General features: G+C 65.2%; 15 protein-coding genes. 6 read left to right on the top strand and 9 right to left on the bottom strand.

From position 1 onward, the window contains the following. The first annotated feature begins 244 nt into the window (after nucleotides 1-244). From BMI85_RS03465 to lpdA, 4 genes are all read left to right on the top strand, one after another. A complete protein-coding gene (locus BMI85_RS03465) occupies nucleotides 245-3,202 on the top strand; it encodes a 2-oxoglutarate dehydrogenase E1 component (RefSeq protein WP_078546115.1) in 2,958 nt (985 codons plus the stop codon). A 4-nt stretch (nucleotides 3,203-3,206) separates the two neighbouring features. Further along, nucleotides 3,207-4,745 (top strand): 2-oxoglutarate dehydrogenase complex dihydrolipoyllysine-residue succinyltransferase, encoded by a 1,539-nt coding sequence (gene odhB, locus BMI85_RS03470; protein WP_078599510.1) that lies wholly within the window; start codon nucleotides 3,207-3,209, stop codon nucleotides 4,743-4,745. A 115-nt stretch (nucleotides 4,746-4,860) separates the two neighbouring features. Beyond that, on the top strand, nucleotides 4,861-5,253 hold the full coding sequence (locus BMI85_RS03475) for an MAPEG family protein (protein WP_078599511.1): 393 nt from the start codon (nucleotides 4,861-4,863) through the stop codon (nucleotides 5,251-5,253). A 48-nt stretch (nucleotides 5,254-5,301) separates the two neighbouring features. After that, a complete protein-coding gene (gene lpdA / locus BMI85_RS03480) occupies nucleotides 5,302-6,690 on the top strand; it encodes a dihydrolipoyl dehydrogenase (protein ID WP_078599512.1) in 1,389 nt (462 codons plus the stop codon). A 69-nt stretch (nucleotides 6,691-6,759) separates the two neighbouring features. Here lpdA and BMI85_RS03485 read toward each other — a convergent pair whose 3' ends face one another. The 4 genes from BMI85_RS03485 to BMI85_RS03500 all read right to left on the bottom strand — a co-directional run bounded on the left by BMI85_RS03485 (nucleotide 6,760) and on the right by BMI85_RS03500 (nucleotide 11,499). Further along, nucleotides 6,760-7,644 (bottom strand): intradiol ring-cleavage dioxygenase, encoded by an 885-nt coding sequence (locus BMI85_RS03485; RefSeq protein ID WP_078599513.1) that lies wholly within the window; start codon nucleotides 7,642-7,644, stop codon nucleotides 6,760-6,762. Between the two features lie 68 nt (nucleotides 7,645-7,712). Next, entirely contained in the window at nucleotides 7,713-8,216 is a 504-nt protein-coding gene (locus BMI85_RS03490) for an acyl-CoA thioesterase (RefSeq protein ID WP_078519729.1), read from the bottom strand. Between the two features lie 72 nt (nucleotides 8,217-8,288). Continuing rightward, nucleotides 8,289-10,775, bottom strand: a complete 2,487-nt coding sequence (hrpB, locus tag BMI85_RS03495; RefSeq protein ID WP_078599514.1) for an ATP-dependent helicase HrpB — start codon at nucleotides 10,773-10,775, stop codon at nucleotides 8,289-8,291. After that, nucleotides 10,747-11,499, bottom strand: coding sequence for a DUF3108 domain-containing protein (locus BMI85_RS03500; protein ID WP_078599515.1), 753 nt, complete (start codon nucleotides 11,497-11,499; stop codon nucleotides 10,747-10,749). Before BMI85_RS03500 ends, hrpB begins: the two co-directional genes overlap by 29 nt. A gap of 130 nt (nucleotides 11,500-11,629) precedes the next feature. Between BMI85_RS03500 and meaB the strand changes: the two genes are divergently transcribed. Further along, a complete protein-coding gene (gene meaB, locus BMI85_RS03505) occupies nucleotides 11,630-12,616 on the top strand; it encodes a methylmalonyl Co-A mutase-associated GTPase MeaB (RefSeq protein WP_078539792.1) in 987 nt (328 codons plus the stop codon). A gap of 22 nt (nucleotides 12,617-12,638) precedes the next feature. Here meaB and BMI85_RS03510 read toward each other — a convergent pair whose 3' ends face one another. From BMI85_RS03510 to BMI85_RS03530, 5 genes are all read right to left on the bottom strand, one after another. Further along, a complete protein-coding gene (locus BMI85_RS03510; protein ID WP_078546104.1) occupies nucleotides 12,639-13,199 on the bottom strand; it encodes a copper chaperone PCu(A)C in 561 nt (186 codons plus the stop codon). A 39-nt stretch (nucleotides 13,200-13,238) separates the two neighbouring features. Next, nucleotides 13,239-13,592 carry a hypothetical protein gene (locus tag BMI85_RS03515; protein WP_078599516.1) on the bottom strand — a complete coding sequence of 118 codons (354 nt, stop codon included), beginning with the start codon at nucleotides 13,590-13,592 and terminating at the stop codon, nucleotides 13,239-13,241. A gap of 112 nt (nucleotides 13,593-13,704) precedes the next feature. Next, nucleotides 13,705-13,992: a 50S ribosomal protein L28 gene (rpmB, locus tag BMI85_RS03520; protein WP_078519735.1), complete on the bottom strand. Its 288-nt coding sequence runs from the start codon at nucleotides 13,990-13,992 to the stop codon at nucleotides 13,705-13,707. A gap of 182 nt (nucleotides 13,993-14,174) precedes the next feature. Continuing rightward, nucleotides 14,175-14,831 carry a GntR family transcriptional regulator gene (locus BMI85_RS03525; RefSeq protein WP_078519736.1) on the bottom strand — a complete coding sequence of 219 codons (657 nt, stop codon included), beginning with the start codon at nucleotides 14,829-14,831 and terminating at the stop codon, nucleotides 14,175-14,177. A gap of 31 nt (nucleotides 14,832-14,862) precedes the next feature. Further along, complete coding sequence (locus tag BMI85_RS03530; RefSeq protein ID WP_246832473.1) at nucleotides 14,863-15,522, bottom strand: SprT family zinc-dependent metalloprotease; 660 nt, start codon at nucleotides 15,520-15,522, stop codon at nucleotides 14,863-14,865. A gap of 179 nt (nucleotides 15,523-15,701) precedes the next feature. On the opposite strand from BMI85_RS03530, the gene BMI85_RS03535 reads away from it, so the two are divergent. Then, nucleotides 15,702-16,028: a TIGR02300 family protein gene (locus BMI85_RS03535; RefSeq protein ID WP_078519738.1), complete on the top strand. Its 327-nt coding sequence runs from the start codon at nucleotides 15,702-15,704 to the stop codon at nucleotides 16,026-16,028. Nucleotides 16,029-16,164: the final 136 nt, after the last annotated feature.

Consider the following 16,164-nt stretch of genomic DNA (forward strand, 5'->3'; position numbering starts at 1 on the left):
TGACCCAGAAGGCAATATGCCCGGGACTGAAGGTGCCGGTTTCGGAGTATCCGTGATGGCCCCGCGCGCGAAGGAAAGGACCCTACATCATGTCCCGTTCCACCCCTGTATCCGTCGCGAGGGCGTTCGCGCGCCGCGCGACCCCGCCACCACACGCGCCCAGCGTTTAACCAACCGTTCAATGGGCCGCTGATAGACGTTCGAGTTCCACAGATCCCTGTTTCACCGACCGAAGGTGAGGAAAATGACCGACCAATCCCCCAACGACCAGTTCAATGCCTCGCAGTTCCTGCAAGGCGCGAATGCCGAATATGTCGAGCAGCTCTACGCCAAGTTCGCCGAAGATCCGTCTTCGGTCGATACCGCCTGGGCTGCCTTCTTCGCCTCGCTCGGTGATCCCGATCAGGACGTGAAGAAATCCGCCGAAGGCGCAAGCTGGGAGCGTCGCGACTGGCCGCCGGTGGTCGCCGACGACCTGACCGCCGCGCTGACGGGCGAATGGCCCGCCGCCCCTGCCGAGGGCAAGGCCGCTGGCGACAAGATCAAGAAGAAAGCCGCCGAGGCTGGCGTTCCGGTCGATGAGGCCGCGGTCAAACGCGCCGTGCTGGATTCGATCCGCGCGCTGATGATCATCCGCGCCTACCGTATCCGCGGCCACCTCGCCGCCGATCTCGACCCGCTGAACATGCGCGAAACCGGTCAGCATCCGGAGCTCGATCCGAAGAGCTACGGCTTCACCGATGCTGACATGGATCGCCCGATCTTCATCGACAACGTGCTCGGCCTCGAGATCGCTTCGATGCGCCAGATCATGGATATCGTGAAGCGCACCTATTGCGGCACCTTCGCGCTGCAATACATGCACATCTCCGACCCCGAACAATCGGCCTGGCTGAAAGAGCGCATCGAAGGCTACGGCAAGGAAATCACCTTCACCAAGACCGGCCGCCGCGCGATCCTCAACAAGCTCGTCGAGGCGGAAGGGTTCGAGAAGTTCCTGCACGTCAAATACATGGGCACCAAGCGGTTCGGCCTCGATGGTGGCGAAGCGCTGATCCCCGCCATGGAGCAGATCATCAAGCGGGGCGGTCAGCTCGGCCTGCAAGAGGTCGTGGTCGGCATGCCCCACCGCGGTCGCCTCTCGGTCCTCGCCAACGTGCTGCAAAAGCCCTACCGCGCGATCTTCCACGAATTCCAGGGCGGCTCGTTCAAGCCCGAGGACGTGGACGGCTCGGGCGACGTGAAATACCACCTCGGCGCGTCCGCCGACCGTGAGTTCGATGGCAACAAGGTCCACCTGTCGCTGACCGCGAACCCCTCGCACCTCGAGGCGGTGAACCCGGTCGCGCTCGGCAAGGTCCGCGCCAAGCAGGACCAGCTGGCCGACCGTTCGGACCGCTCAAAGGTCGTCTCGGTGCTGCTGCACGGGGATGCGGCCTTCGCCGGTCAGGGCGTCGTGGCCGAGTGCTTCCAGCTCTCGGGCATTCGCGGCCACCGCACGGGCGGCACGATCCACCTCGTCGTGAACAACCAGATCGGCTTCACGACCGCGCCGCACTTCTCGCGCACCTCGCCCTACCCGACCGATCTCGCGCTGATGGTGGAAGCTCCGATCTTCCACGTGAACGGCGACGATCCGGAGGCCGTCGTGCACGCAGCCCGCGTCGCGACCGAGTTCCGCCAGAAGTTCCACAAGGACGTGGTCATCGACATCTTCTGCTACCGCCGCTTCGGTCACAACGAAGGCGACGAGCCGATGTTCACCAACCCGGTGATGTACAAGTCGATCAAGACCCACAAGACCACGTTGCAGCTCTACACCGAGCGCCTCGTGGCTGACGGCCTGATCCCCGAGGGCGAGATCGAGGATATGAAAGCCTCGTTCCAGTCGCATCTCAACGAGGAGTTCGAAGCCGGTAAGGTCTTCAAGCCGAACAAGGCCGACTGGCTCGACGGTCGCTGGTCCGGCATGGAGCAGGAAAAAAGCGAATACGAGCGCGGTACCACCGCGATCGCGCCCGAGACCTTCGAAGAGGTCGGCAAGGCGCTCGTAACCGCGCCCGAGAAATTCGCGCTGCACAAGACGGTCGGGCGTCTGCTCGACAACAAGAAGCAGATGCTCGAGACCGGCAAGGGCTTCGACTGGGCGACCGCCGAGGCACTGGCCTTCGGCTCGCTTCTGACCGAGGGCTACCCGGTCCGTCTGTCGGGTCAGGATGCCACCCGCGGCACCTTCTCGCAGCGCCACTCGGCGCTGGTCAATCAGGACAACGAAGACCGCTACTACCCGCTGAACAACATCCGTGAGGGTCAGGCCCGCTACGAGGTGATCGACTCGATGCTCAGCGAATATGCGGTGCTCGGGTTCGAATACGGCTACTCGCTGGCGGAACCGAAGGCGCTGACGCTCTGGGAAGCGCAGTTCGGCGATTTCGCCAACGGCGCGCAGATCATGTTCGACCAGTTCATCAACTCGGGCGAGCGGAAATGGCTGCGCATGTCGGGCCTCGTCTGCCTGCTGCCGCACGGTTTCGAAGGTCAGGGCCCCGAGCACAGTTCGGCCCGTCTGGAGCGCTTCCTGCAGCTGTCGGCGGAAGATAACTGGATCGTCGCGAACTGCACGACGCCGGCGAACTACTTCCACATTCTGCGCCGCCAGATCCACCGCGACTTCCGCAAGCCGCTGATCCTGATGACGCCGAAATCGCTTCTGCGTCACCCCAAGGCGGTCTCGACCACGGAAGACTTCACCACCGGGTCCAGCTTCCACCGCGTGCTGTGGGATGATGCCCAGCGCGGCAATTCGGATATGGAGCTGAAGTCCGACGACAAGATCAAGCGCGTCGTGATGTGCTCGGGCAAGGTCTATTACGACCTGCTCGCACAGCGCGACGAACGCGGGCTGGACGATGTCTACCTGCTGCGTCTGGAACAGTTCTACCCGTTCCCCGCGCAGGCCGTCACCAAAGAGCTGACCCGCTTCAAGAATGCCGAGATCGTCTGGTGCCAAGAGGAGCCGAAGAACCAAGGCGCTTGGTTCTTCGTCGAGCCCTATATCGAATGGGTCCTCGCCAAGATCGACGCGAAACATGCCCGTGCGCGCTATGCAGGCCGTGCAGCTTCCGCCTCGCCCGCGACGGGTCTGGCAAGCCGCCACAAGGCCGAGCAAGACGCGCTCGTCAACGATGCACTGGAGGGTTGAATAGATGTCCACTGAAGTCCGCGTTCCCACGCTCGGAGAGAGCGTCACGGAAGCTACCGTCGCCACTTGGTTCAAGAAGCCCGGCGACACGGTGGCCGCCGATGAGATGCTCTGCGAGCTCGAAACCGACAAGGTGACCGTCGAAGTGCCGAGCCCCGCGGCCGGCACGCTCGGCGAGATCGTGGCCGCCGAAGGCGAGACCGTCGGCGTCGATGCGCTTCTCGCGACGATCGAAGAGGCCGGCGCCAGCCCCGCGCCGAAGAAGAAAGACGACAAACCGGCGGAAAAACCCGCCCAACAGCCCCAATCGAATGAGGGAAAAATGACCGACGTGATGGTGCCCAGCCTTGGTGAATCGGTCACCGAGGCAACTGTGTCGACGTGGTTCAAGAAGGTTGGCGACAAGGTCGCGGCCGACGAGATGCTCTGCGAGCTGGAAACCGACAAGGTCTCCGTCGAAGTGCCGTCTCCCGCGGCTGGCGTTCTCAAGGAGATCGTCGCTGAAGAAGGCGCGACCGTCGATGCCTCGGCCAAGCTTGCCGTGATCGCTGAAGGCGAATCCGGTGGCGCCTCCGACAGCGCCCCCGCGAAGGAAGAGGCCAAATCCGAAGCCCCCGCCGAGAGCGGCAGCAAGGGCGGCAAGGATGTCGAGGATGCACCCTCGGCCAAGAAGCTGATGGCCGAGAAAGGTATCGACCCGGCCTCCGTTCAGGGTTCGGGCAAAGATGGTCGGATCATGAAGGAAGACGTGGCCAAGGCCGAAAACGCGCCGAAGCAGGCGTCGGTCAACGTCGCCTCGACGCCCTCGCAGGCGCCGCGCGGCCCGGTCAATGCCGATGACGCGTCGCGCGAAGAGCGCGTGAAGATGACCCGCCTGCGTGCGACCATCGCCAAGCGCCTCAAGGACTCGCAGAACACCGCCGCGATGCTGACCACCTATAACGAGGTGGACATGTCGGGCGTGATGAACCTGCGCAACGAGTACAAGGACCTGTTCAACAAGAAGCACGGCGTGAAGCTCGGCTTCATGTCCTTCTTCGTGAAGGCCTGCTGCCACGCGCTCAAAGAGGTCCCGGAAGTCAACGCCGAGATCGACGGCAACGAGGTCGTCTACAAGAACTACGTCCACATGGGCGTGGCCGTGGGCACCCCGAACGGGCTCGTCGTTCCGGTCGTGCGCGATGCCGATCAGATGAGCTTCGCGTCGATCGAGAAGACGATCGCCGAGATGGGCACCCGCGCCCGTGACGGCAAGCTCTCGATGGCCGAGATGCAGGGCGGTTCGTTCACCATCTCGAACGGCGGCGTCTACGGCTCGCTGATGTCCTCGCCGATCCTCAACCCGCCGCAATCGGGTATCCTCGGCATGCACAAGATCCAGGAACGTCCGATGGTCGAGAACGGCCAGATCGTCATCAAGCCGATGATGTATCTCGCACTCAGCTACGACCACCGCATCGTCGACGGCAAAGGCGCAGTGACCTTCCTCGTGCGCGTCAAGGAAGCGCTGGAAGACCCGCGCCGCCTGCTTATGGACCTGTAAGGTAAGCGACTTGGGACGAAGGCGGCGCCCCGCCTCCTTCGCTCTTGCCAAATATCCTCGGGGGGTCCGGGGGGCAGACAGCCCTCCGGTCCGCCCTCTCCACCGGGAGCGACCCATGACCCCCGAACTCACCGTGCTCATCCTCGCGATCCTGCTCCATCTGGGGCTGATGATCGCCTATTCGGTCAAAGCGAATACGGAACTCGGCACGAAATACCCCGTCTCTCCGCGCGACAAGACGCCGCCGCCGATCTCGACCCTGCTCGGCCGGATTCAGCGCGCGATGAACAACTCCTTCGAGGGGCTGATCCTCTTTGCCCCCGTCGCGCTGGTCATCGGCCTGACCGGGCAGTCGAGCGCCGCCACTGCGGCCTTCGCCTGGATCTTTCTGATCGCGCGGGTTCTCTACATTCCGTCCTATCTGCTGGGCTGGGTGCCGTGGCGCTCGCTCATCTGGGGCTTTTCCTTCTTCGCAATTCTGGCGCTGGCGATTGCCGCGCTGATCTGACCTCCCGGCGCGAGGCCCCCTCGCGCCCCAATCCAAGGAGCAAGAACAATGGCTGACTATGATGTGATCGTGATCGGCGGCGGCCCGGGCGGCTATGTCTGCGCCATCCGCTGCGCCCAGCTGGGCCTGAAAACCGCCTGTGTCGAAGGCCGTGACAGCCTCGGCGGCACCTGCCTCAACGTGGGCTGCATCCCCTCCAAGGCGCTGCTGCATGCCACGCATCAGCTGCACGAAGCCGAGCATAACTTCGCCAAGATGGGCCTGAAGGGCAAATCGCCTTCGGTCGATTGGAAGCAAATGCTGACCTACAAGCAGGAAGTCATCGACGGCAACACCAAGGGCATCGAGTTCCTGTTCAAGAAGAACAAGATCGACTGGCTCAAGGGCTGGGGCTCGATCCCGGAAGCCGGCAAGGTGAAAGTGGGCGAGGACGTCCATAACGCCAAGAGCATCGTGATCGCCACCGGCTCCGAACCCTCTTCGCTGCCGGGCATCGAGATCGACGAGAAAACCGTCGTGACCTCCACCGGCGCGCTGTCGCTGAACAAGATTCCGAAGTCGATGGTCGTCATCGGTGCGGGCGTCATCGGTCTGGAAATGGGCTCGGTCTATGCCCGTCTCGGCGCGGATGTGACCGTCGTGGAATATCTCGACGCGATCACCCCCGGCATGGACGGCGAGGTCTCCAAGAACTTCCAGAAGATCCTGTCCAAGCAAGGCCTGAAATTCGTCATGGGCGCCGCCGTGCAGGGCGTCGACGTGAAGAACGGCAAGGCCACGGTGAATTACCAGCTGCGCAAAGATGAGAGCAACGCCTCGATCGAAGCCGAGACCGTCCTCGTCGCAACCGGCCGCAAGCCCTATACCGATGGTCTGGGCCTTGAGGGCGTCGGCGTCGAGATGCTGCCGCGCGGTCAGGTGAAAACCGACGCGCATTGGCAGACCTCCGCGAAGGGCATTTACGCGATCGGCGACGCGGTCACCGGTCCGATGCTCGCCCACAAGGCCGAGGACGAAGGCATGGCCGTCGCCGAAGTCATCGCGGGCAAGCATGGCCACGTGAACTACGACGTGATCCCGAGCGTGATCTACACCACCCCGGAAGTCGCCTCGGTGGGCCAGACCGAAGAGGCGCTCAAGCAGGACGGCCGCGCCTACAAGGTCGGCAAGTTCTCCTTCATGGGCAATGGCCGCGCCAAGGCGGTGTTCCAGTCGGACGGCTTCGTGAAGCTGATCGCGGATAAGGAAACCGACCGCATCCTCGGTTGCCACATCATCGGTCCCGGCGCGGGCGACCTGATCCACGAGATCTGCGTGGCGATGGAGTTCGGCGCCTCGGCGCAAGACGTGGCGCTGACCTGCCACGCCCACCCGACCTTCTCCGAAGCCGTGCGCGAAGCCGCGCTCGCCTGCGGCGACGGCGCGATCCACGCCTGATAGGCCAAGGGTCGTGAGAAATGCGAAAGGGCGCCCCGCGGGGCGCCCTTTTTTTGGCCGTCGAAAGGCTCAGCTGTCCTTCTCGGGCACCAGATCGTCCGGCGTCCAATCGCCAGACCCGGAGGGGCCCATGCCACCCGCATCGCCCGGCGGCGGGCCGGGAGGGGCTCCGTTCGGGCCGCCTGCGCCGCCGCCTGACCCGCCCGGGCCACCATTGCCCGCCTCGCTCACCGCATCAGGGTTCACGCCCACCACGAGCTGCGCCACGTAACCATCGCTCTGCTCGCGCAGCGCTGCATAGGCGCCATCGCCTGCCTGATGCGCGATCCCGTCACTTGCGTTGATCGTGTCGCGGGTGCTTTCGCGCGTATAGGGCGCGATATTGTCATAGAGATACTGGCTCAGCGCATCGGGAAAAAAGATTTGCGAGGTCAGCACGGTCACCTCGTCGAGGAAGACCTTGTAATGGATGTGGGTCGTGCGCCCCCGATACCAGCCCGGATAGATCGTCTGGAATTGCACAAGCCCGCCCGCTTCCGTCATCTGCGTGCCGCGCAGGAAGGTTTGGCCGGTGGTGTCGAGCGTGGCCTCGGAGCCTTGGTTCGCATAGCCCGAATAATTGCCCTCGGCGTCGCAATGCCAGACATCGACGCGCGCGCCTTCGATCGGGGTACAATCGGCATTGACGACCTGCATCTGCAATACCAGCGGAATGCCCGTCCGGTCCTCGGCAATGTCGGCGCGCACCAGATTTGGGTCGATATAATAGGGGCCTTCGGTGACTTCCGGCATCACCAGACAGACATTGGGCGTAATCAACCCGGCGGCCGTTGCGGCAGAACTGGCTTCGGCGCGCGCGGCCAGCGGAAACGTCGCAGCACCAGCAGCGACCGGAGAGGCCGCGAGCGCGCGCAGAAGGTTTCGTCGGGAAAGATTGGGGGAGGTTTGTCTCATGCGTGAATTCCTTTCGCAGGTTCAACGCATCGGACCACCCGTTTCCGTCTTTCACCGTTGCGTGAGGCCTACCCCTCGCCGTGATCCGCCGCCGCGTCCATCTTGGCGGCGAATTCACGGCGCAGTTCGCGGCGCAGTTCGGCGGCGCGCCAGCGGTGGCGCTCCTCTGCGGTCTCCGCCTCCAGCTTCGGCACCGCGGCGGGTTTGCCGTCCTCGTCCACCGCGACCATGGTGAAATAACAGCTATTGGTGTGCCGCCGTGTGCCGGCTGTGATGTTCTCCGCCTCGACCCGAATACCGATCTCCATCGAGGTGCGGCCCGTGTGGTTCACGCTGGCCCGAAACGTCACCAGCTCGCCCACATTGATCGGCTGCTGGAAGGTCACCTGATCGACCGACAGCGTCACCGCGTAGCGCTGCGAGTAGCGCGAGGCGAGCGAGAACGCGACCCGGTCGAGCCAGTTCAACAGCGCGCCACCATGCACCTTGCCGGAGAAATTCGCCTGATCGGGCGTCATCAGCACGGTCATCACGAGGCGCTTGCGGTCCTCGAAGCTCAGCGTTTCGGTCATGTTTTTCCCTCGTTGCCTCGCGCCATATGCGCGAAAGCCTCCCGTTGGGTCAATCCGCGCGGTGCGCATAGCTTATTTGCGCGGCTTGGCCCGCAGGGTCGGATCGGCCTCGCGCGGGTCTTCCGGCCACGGATGCTTGGGGTAGCGCCCGCGCATATCCTTGCGCACATCGGCGTAGGACCCTTCCCAGAAACCCGGCAGGTCCATCGTCACCTGAATGGGTTTGTGGCCGGGCGACAGCAGCGTTATCCGCAGCGGCAGGCGTTTCGGGCCGACCGTGGGATGGGCGGTGACGCCGAACATCTCCTGCAGGCGTATCTCGATCCCCGGCGCCTCGCCCGCGTAGTCGATCGGCACGCGACGGCCCAGAGGGGTCTCGAAATGCGCAGGCGCGAGCCGGTCCACCAGCTGCATCTGTTCCCAGTCGAGCGCCGCGCGCAGCGCATCGGTCAGATCCAGCTTGCGCAGATCGGCCTCGGTTCGGACCTTGCCGAGATAGGGCAGCAGCCAGTCCTCCGCCCTCTCCAACAGCCCCTCATCGGTGAAATCCGGCAGATCGGCCCCCTGCCCGCGCAACAGCTCCACCCGCGCCTGAAGGCGACGCGCGGCTGGCGTCATCGGCAGCCCGATCTGGCGCAACCCGGCCAGTGCGCCGCGCGCCAATGCCTCGCGCGGAGCGTCCTTCCAGACGCGATCGTCGAGCACCAGCGCGCCGAACCGTTCGTGCTTGCGCGCGATCACACGGCCCTCGCGCCTGGACCAGTCGCAGACATCGTGCCACGCGATCTGATCGGCGAAGAGGCGGCGGACCTCGGCCTCGGAGATCGCGATGCCTTGGCGCACCTTCGCCTCGCGCGGATCGCCGTCGAGATCGCTCACCACGATCAGGCGTTGTGCGCCCAGCGGATCGCCCTCGGCCACCACCGCGCCCTTGCCGCCAGACAGGACGTAGCGCGGCGCATCGCCCTTGCGGCGCAGCCCCACACGGTCTGGATAGGCGAGCGCAAGTTGCTCGGCGGGCGAATAGGTCTCGGGCGCCTCGGGGGCGAGGCGAGCCAGCCGCTTCGCCTCGGAGCGGATACGCTCGATCGTGCCGCGATGGGGCGTGTAGGGGTGGTTCGCCTCGAAACGCTTCGGGTCGCGGATGGCGCTGAGGCGCAGGGTCAGATCGGCGGGCGCGCCACGCAGCGGGTCGCGCTCGGCCAGAAGGGCAGCAAGGGGAGCTGCCTCGGGGCCAGCGGTCAACAGCATATGCCCGAGGCGCGGATGCAGCGGCAGTTTCGCGAGCTTGCGCCCGTGTTCGGTAATCAGCCCCGATTTAAGCGCGCCGAGCTCTTCCAGCAAAGCGCGCGCCTCCGCCTTCGCGTGCGCGGGCGGCGGGGTCAGGAAGGCCAGATCGCCGCCCTCCGTGCCCCAGAGCGCAAGCTCCAGCGCGAGGCCCGTGAGGTCGGCCACCTCGATCTCGGGCGGGGCGAAGGCGGGCAGCGCACCCTCCGCGCCCTTGGTCCAGAGCCGGTAGCAGATGCCTTCCGCCACGCGGCCTGCGCGGCCCCGGCGCTGCTCGGCCTCGGCGCGGGAGGCGGGTTCGGTCACCAATCGCGCCATGCCGGAGCTTGGATCGAAGCGCGCGCGCCGCGCGCGGCCGCCGTCGATGACGACGCGGATATCTTCGATGGTCAGAGAGGTCTCGGCGATGGCGGTGGCCAGCACCAGTTTTCGCCCCGAAGGCGCGGGCGCAATGGCCGCGCGTTGGGCGGCGAATTCCATCGCGCCGAACAGCGGACGGATCGCGATGTCGGCGGGCAAGCGGCCCTTCAGAAGCCCTTCGACGCGGCGAATCTCGCCCTCGCCCGGCAGGAAGGCCAGCAGGCTGCCGTCGGTGGCCTCGACGGCCTCGGCAATCAGCCCGGCCATCGCGGCCTCGAACCGCATCGAACTGTCGACCGGACGGTCCAGCCAGCGCGTCTCCACCGGATAGGCCCGGCCCTCGGACACCACGATTGGCGCATCGTCCATAAGCTGCGCCACTGGCTCGGCATCGAGCGTGGCGGACATCACCACCAGCGCCAGATCGGGGCGCAGCGCGCCGCGCACCTCCCATGCCAGCGCCAGCCCCAAATCGGCATTGAGCGAGCGTTCGTGGAATTCGTCGAAGATCACGCAGCCGATGCCGGTCAGTTCCGGGTCGGATTGCAGCACGCGGGTCAGGATGCCTTCGGTCACGACCTCGATCCGGGTGGATTTCGAGACCTTCGCCTCGCCCCGGATGCGGTAGCCGACCGTCTCGCCGACCTTTTCGCCCAAAGTGTCCGCCATGCGCTCGGCGGCGGCGCGCGCGGCCAGACGGCGCGGCTCCAGCATCACGATCCGGCCCTCGATCTGATCCAGCAACGCCAGCGGCACGCGGGTCGTCTTGCCCGCGCCCGGCGGCGCCATCAGCACCGCGCGGCCATGCGCAGACAGCGCCGCCCGCAGATCGGGCAGCACCACGTCGATCGGAAGAGAAAAGCGGTCTGTGTTCACCCGCCCCTTATTGCCGAGTGAGGCGGCCTTTTCCATAGAGCGTGTCGGTCTCGATCTTGTCGACCTGCAAACCGCCCTTCGGGCTCGGCTCGTAATAGAGGGTGAACGCGAAGCGGCTCTTTTCCTTCATGTCCTTTTCCGAGAACCCTTCGAGCCTGCGATATTCGCCCGAACAGACGAGGTTCTTGCCATCGGGCTTCGGATCGAACAGGCGCACCTGCGAGCGCCGCGCGCCGTCATACATCTTCACGTCGAGTTTGCAGGCCTCGTCGCGCGGCACATCGCGCAGCACGGCATAGAGCGCGGTCAGCGGATCGACCGTTCCGCCCTGTTTCGCGGGATCGACATCCCGGGGTTTGGGCTTGCGCGGCGGCTGCTGGCTGACGGAAACAGGGGTGCCGTTGTTGTAGATGATCTGGTGTTTCGACTTGCGCCCCGGCGCGTCGTCCACCTCGGAATATTTCATCGGGGTGAATTTCTGGCCGTCGTGAAGCCCCGAGACGCTGGCCGAGAACTTGATCTTGCGCAGCAGCCCCACGAGGCCAGCCGTCTGCAGCACACCGTTCGCGCCATACGCTCCGTCGGTGATCTTGCCGTTGATCGCCAGCTCGCCCGCGCGGATGCCTTTCAGCACCACGTCGAAGACGATCTTGTCGCTTTGCTCGGCGCGTGCGGGCGCGGCGCCAAGGGGCACGATCACCAGCGCCGCTGTCAGCGCAGCGGTCAAGGCGCGGGGCAAACGGTTCGAAAGAGATGTCATTGGCATCCTCGTGTCAGGAATTTCCCATTGGGTCTGGACATAGGTCGCAGGGTGCAGGCAAGTAACCGATAAGTCTTCACGTCTGATGTCATTTTTGACACGAATACCCAAAATCAGCGAAAGCCTGCCGATGACCAAACAAAGCCCCGCCGACCTCGCTCCGCGCATTCTGGCCTCCGATCGCCGCGCCTTGGCCCGCGCGATCACGCTGGTGGAATCGGGCCGGGCGGAGCATCGCGCGCAGGCGGTCGAACTCTTGGATACGTTGGCAGGCGAAGGGCGTCAGGCGCTGCGCATTGGGCTTTCGGGCACGCCGGGCGTGGGCAAATCCACCTTCATCGAAGCCTTCGGGATGATGCTGACCGCGAAGGGGCTGAAGGTCGCCGTGCTGGCGGTCGATCCCTCCTCGGCCCGCTCGGGCGGCTCGATCTTGGGCGACAAGACCCGGATGGAGCGCCTGTCGCGCGATCCCAATGCTTTCATCCGTCCCTCGCCTAGCCAAGCGCATCTCGGCGGCGTCGCTCGGCGTACCCGCGAGGCGGTGTCTCTGTGCGAGGCGGCGGGCTTCGACGTGGTGCTGATCGAGACCGTGGGCGTCGGCCAGTCCGAGACGCTCGTGGCCGAGATGGTGGATCTGTTCGTGCTGCTGATGGCCCCAGCTGGCGGCGACGAGCTGCAGGGCGTCAAGCGCGGCATCATGGAGATGGCCGACCTGATCTTGGTGAACAAGGCGGATGGCGATCTGAAACCGGCGGCGATGCGGACGGTCTCGGATTACGCGGGCGCGCTGCGGCTGCTGCGCAAGCGGCCTCAGGACCCCGAAGGGTTCCCCAAGGCGCTGCCGGTCTCGGCGATGGAAGAGAACGGGCTGGAGAAGGCCTGGGACGAGATGACCGCGCTGGCCGAGTGGCGGCGCGCGAACGGGCATTTCGATCAGCGCCGGGCCGAGCAGGCGCGCCACTGGTTCGAGGCCGAAGTCCGCGAGGGGCTGCTTGCGCGGCTGCGTCAGGACCCGGAGATCCGGGCAAAGATGCGCGAGCTTGGCGATGCCGTGGCCAGCGGCGAAAGCGCGGCCTCGGCGGCCGCAGCCGAGATGCTGGAGCAGTTGGGCGGCTGAACGCCGCCCTACCCGGCCCGGCTCACATATCGCTTTCTTTCTTGTCCATCGTGGGCTCCGTATGCTCCGGCTCCCCGTGGGTCATGTCTTCATGTGAAATCTGCGGATCGGCGACCGGCGCGGTCTCCTGCGACGGTGCGGCAGGCTGATCGCGGTTGAGATCGACCGGGATGTCCACGACCATCAGACCCGTCTTCTCGAAGCGCAGGTTGAGCGTGACCATGTCGCCCTGATGGAGCGGCTGGTTCAGCCCCATGAACATGACATGATCGCCGCCGCGCTGCAGGACATGCTCGCCCTTGGCGGGGATCTCGAAGCCTTCCTTGACCTCGAGCATCTGCATCTCGCCATTCGGCCCTTGCTTGTGGGTGTGCAGTTCAACGCGCGCGGCGACGTTCGAGCTGACCGAGAGAAGGCGATCGTCGAGATCGGAGATATTCTTGATCTCCATAAACGCTGCCGCCGATTTCGACATCGGGGTGGAGACCCGGACGTAAGGGTCGAGGATCTGGATCGGTTCGGCGGCGAAGGCGGGGAGAGCTGCGGCGATCAGGGCCGCGCTCATCAGGTATTTGCGGATCATTTGCGTCTCCTGTGGGTGTGTTCGTCTGAAAGCTTGGGATCAGACGGGCACGGGCGGTCCGCGGGCGCGCGGCACCACGACGGCCTGCGCCTGCGCGGTCTCGGGCTCGACCGTCTCGACGCTGCGCCCCTCGCCCTGGGGCGGTGTCGGCAGAGCCGGCGCGAGCGCGACGGCGGCCATCATCGCCAGCACCATGTCGGGGCAGATATGGGCGGGACCGGTCGGATTGCCCTCGGCATCGACGCTGACCGTGGTCACGCCGTAGCCGGTGCAGAGCACCACCTCGCCCGCGACGCGCGCCTGACCGCGTGCGACCGCCATCGTCATGCTGGTCGTGGCCAGCATGAGCGCCGCGGCGATCCCGATCAGCAGCTTGAAGCGCGTCCTCCACATGGCGCTCACACTAGCGTGACGACGCAGGGAGGGAAATACGGCAGATAACGCCGCACAAGCAAAAACCCCGCGCCGAAGCGCGGGGTTTTCGTAACCGTGCATCCGGAAAGGATCAGGCGGCTGCCTGAGCTTTCGCGATCGCTTTCTTGATCTTCAGAGCATTCACCGACAGCTCTGCATCCTTCGCCTTGGCGAGGAACGCGTCGAGACCGCCGCGATGGTCAACCGAGCGCAGGCCGGCTGCGGAAACGCGCAGCTTGAAGCTCTGGCCCAGGGTGTCCGAGATCAGGGAGACATCGTTCAGGTTCGGCAGGAAGCGACGACGCGACTTGTTGTTCGCGTGGCTCACTTTGTTGCCCGTCGTGGGGCCCTTGCCGGTCAGTTCGCAAACGCGCGACATGGCATTCTTCCTTCGTTTCTTACCTGGCCGAAGTTACGCGAATCGCGCGCCCGGCCCCAACATGAGAAGGCGCCGCATGGCAGCGCCCGAAAATCTGTTGGCGCGGAATACGGGCAATGGCGTCTCGCGTCAAGTCGCCCAAGCCGTTTTTATGCCCCTCACGCATCGCTTCAGGGGCGGTTTTACCAGCCACGCTGGGCCAGATGGCGCAAACCCTGGGTCACATCGGTGCGCACGGCCAATCGAAGCGCCGGTTCGTCGCCCGCCCGCAGAGCCGAGAGAATCATTCGGTGGTGGCGCGGCGGCTCGTTGCGCTGCAGCTTGGTGTAGACCGCGCGCATCGTCGGCCCCAGCTGCAGCCAGACGGTTTCGATCACCGCGAGCATCGCGGGCGCCTGCGCGCGCAGGTAGAGCGTGCGGTGGAATTCGAGGTTTGTGCGGATGTAGCCCACCGCATCCTGCTTCGCGACGGCCTCGGCATTGGCGACGTTGATCGCGCCGAGACGATCGATCAGCGCGAGGTGCGCCCGCGGCAGGGCACGGGCCGACAGCTCCGGCTCGATCAGTGCGCGCAGCGCCGCCAGCTCCTCGATCCGTTCGTTCGACAGTTCCGGCGTGGCGACGCGGCCCGAACTCGACAGCGTCAGCGCCCCTTCCGCCACCAGCCGCCGCAGCGCCTCGCGCGCGGGGGTCATGGAGACACCGTATTGCTTGCCCAAGCCCCGCAGCGTCAGCGCGGTGCCCGGCAGCAATTCCCCCACCATGATCTGCTGACGCAATGCGCGGTAAAGCCGATCATGGGCGGCGGTCTCGATGGGGCGTGTAGAAATCGTGGTCATGCGCTTTTTGTGATCACGTTAGCAGCCGGGGTCAATCTCGAAACCGGATCGCATGCAGCGCAGAGCCTTCGCGCTTGAGCCAGGCGCGCTCTGACTTGAAGCTCGGACGCAGGGCTTCGACGACGCGCCAGAAGGCGGGCGAGTGATTCATCTCCTCGAGATGCGCGACCTCATGGGCCGCGACATAGTCGAGCACTTCCGGCGGCGCCATGATCAGGCGCCAGCTATAGGACAGCGCTCCGGTGGAGCTGCACGAGCCCCAGCGTGAGCGCGTGTCGCGAATCGTGATCTTGGCGAAGTCGCGCCCGATCTCGGAGGCATAGCGCGTGCTGGCCGCATGGAGCCGCAGCCGGGCCGCGTGTTTGAAAAAGGTCTCGACCCGCACGCCCAGCCGCGCCGGGTCTTCGGGCACCAAGAGACGCGCCCCGTCGATCTTCGGGCTGCGCAATCGTGCGGGCTCCAGTGTCAGCATCTGCCCCTCGAAGGGGATGCCTTGCCCGAATCGTACCGCCTGCGCCGGCGGAATCGCCCCGAGGGTCTTGCGCAGCCATTCGGTTTGCGAGCGCGCGAAGGCCAAAGCCTCGCGCTCGGACGCACCCCGCGGGATCGTGAGCGCCACCCGGCCGTCCACCCGCGACACCCGCAACGAGAACCTGCGCGCACGCCCGGAGCGGCGCAGAACCAACTCCACCTCAGGCAGTTCGGGAATGGGGGGCGTGCGGGACAGAAGCTTTCTCCGAAAGGTTCGACAGCGAGAGGTGGCCCGCGGGTCGCAGCCCGGCCAGAAAAGGCACGAAAAGGCTTTGACACCCTGCCCGGCATGTGGCAGGTGGCTGCGACTCTGCTGGATTAAGTGCGCAGGAGAATTCCATGCCGAAAGAGGAATGGGGCGTCAAGCGTCTGTGCCCGCATTGCGCGAGCCGCTTTTACGACCTGAATAACGACCCGATGACCTGCCCGGTCTGCAACAACACCTTTACCCTCGAGGCTCTGACCTCGGGCAGCGGTCGTACGCTTACGACCGACAAGACGTCGTCTCAGAAAGACGATGACGTCAGTCTCGGAGATGACGATCTCGACACCGATGACGGTGACGTGGATCTCGACGACGATCTGCTCGACGACGACGACGATGACGACAATGTCTCGCTCGATGACATCGCGGATGTCAGCACTGAGGATAAGGAAGACAACTGATCGGCTGGGCCGCTCGGGACCATTGATCAAGGCGCGACGGGAAACCGTGGCGCCTTTTTCTTTGGCCCGGGCCCTGCCCCGGCATGCAGCCTCGCGCCCCGTTTCCGGGTGCAGGTGACAGCTGACGTTTGGGAAG

The sequence above is a fragment of the Thioclava sp. DLFJ4-1 genome (assembly GCF_002020145.1).
Taxonomy (GTDB): Bacteria; Pseudomonadota; Alphaproteobacteria; order Rhodobacterales; family Rhodobacteraceae; genus Thioclava; species Thioclava sediminum.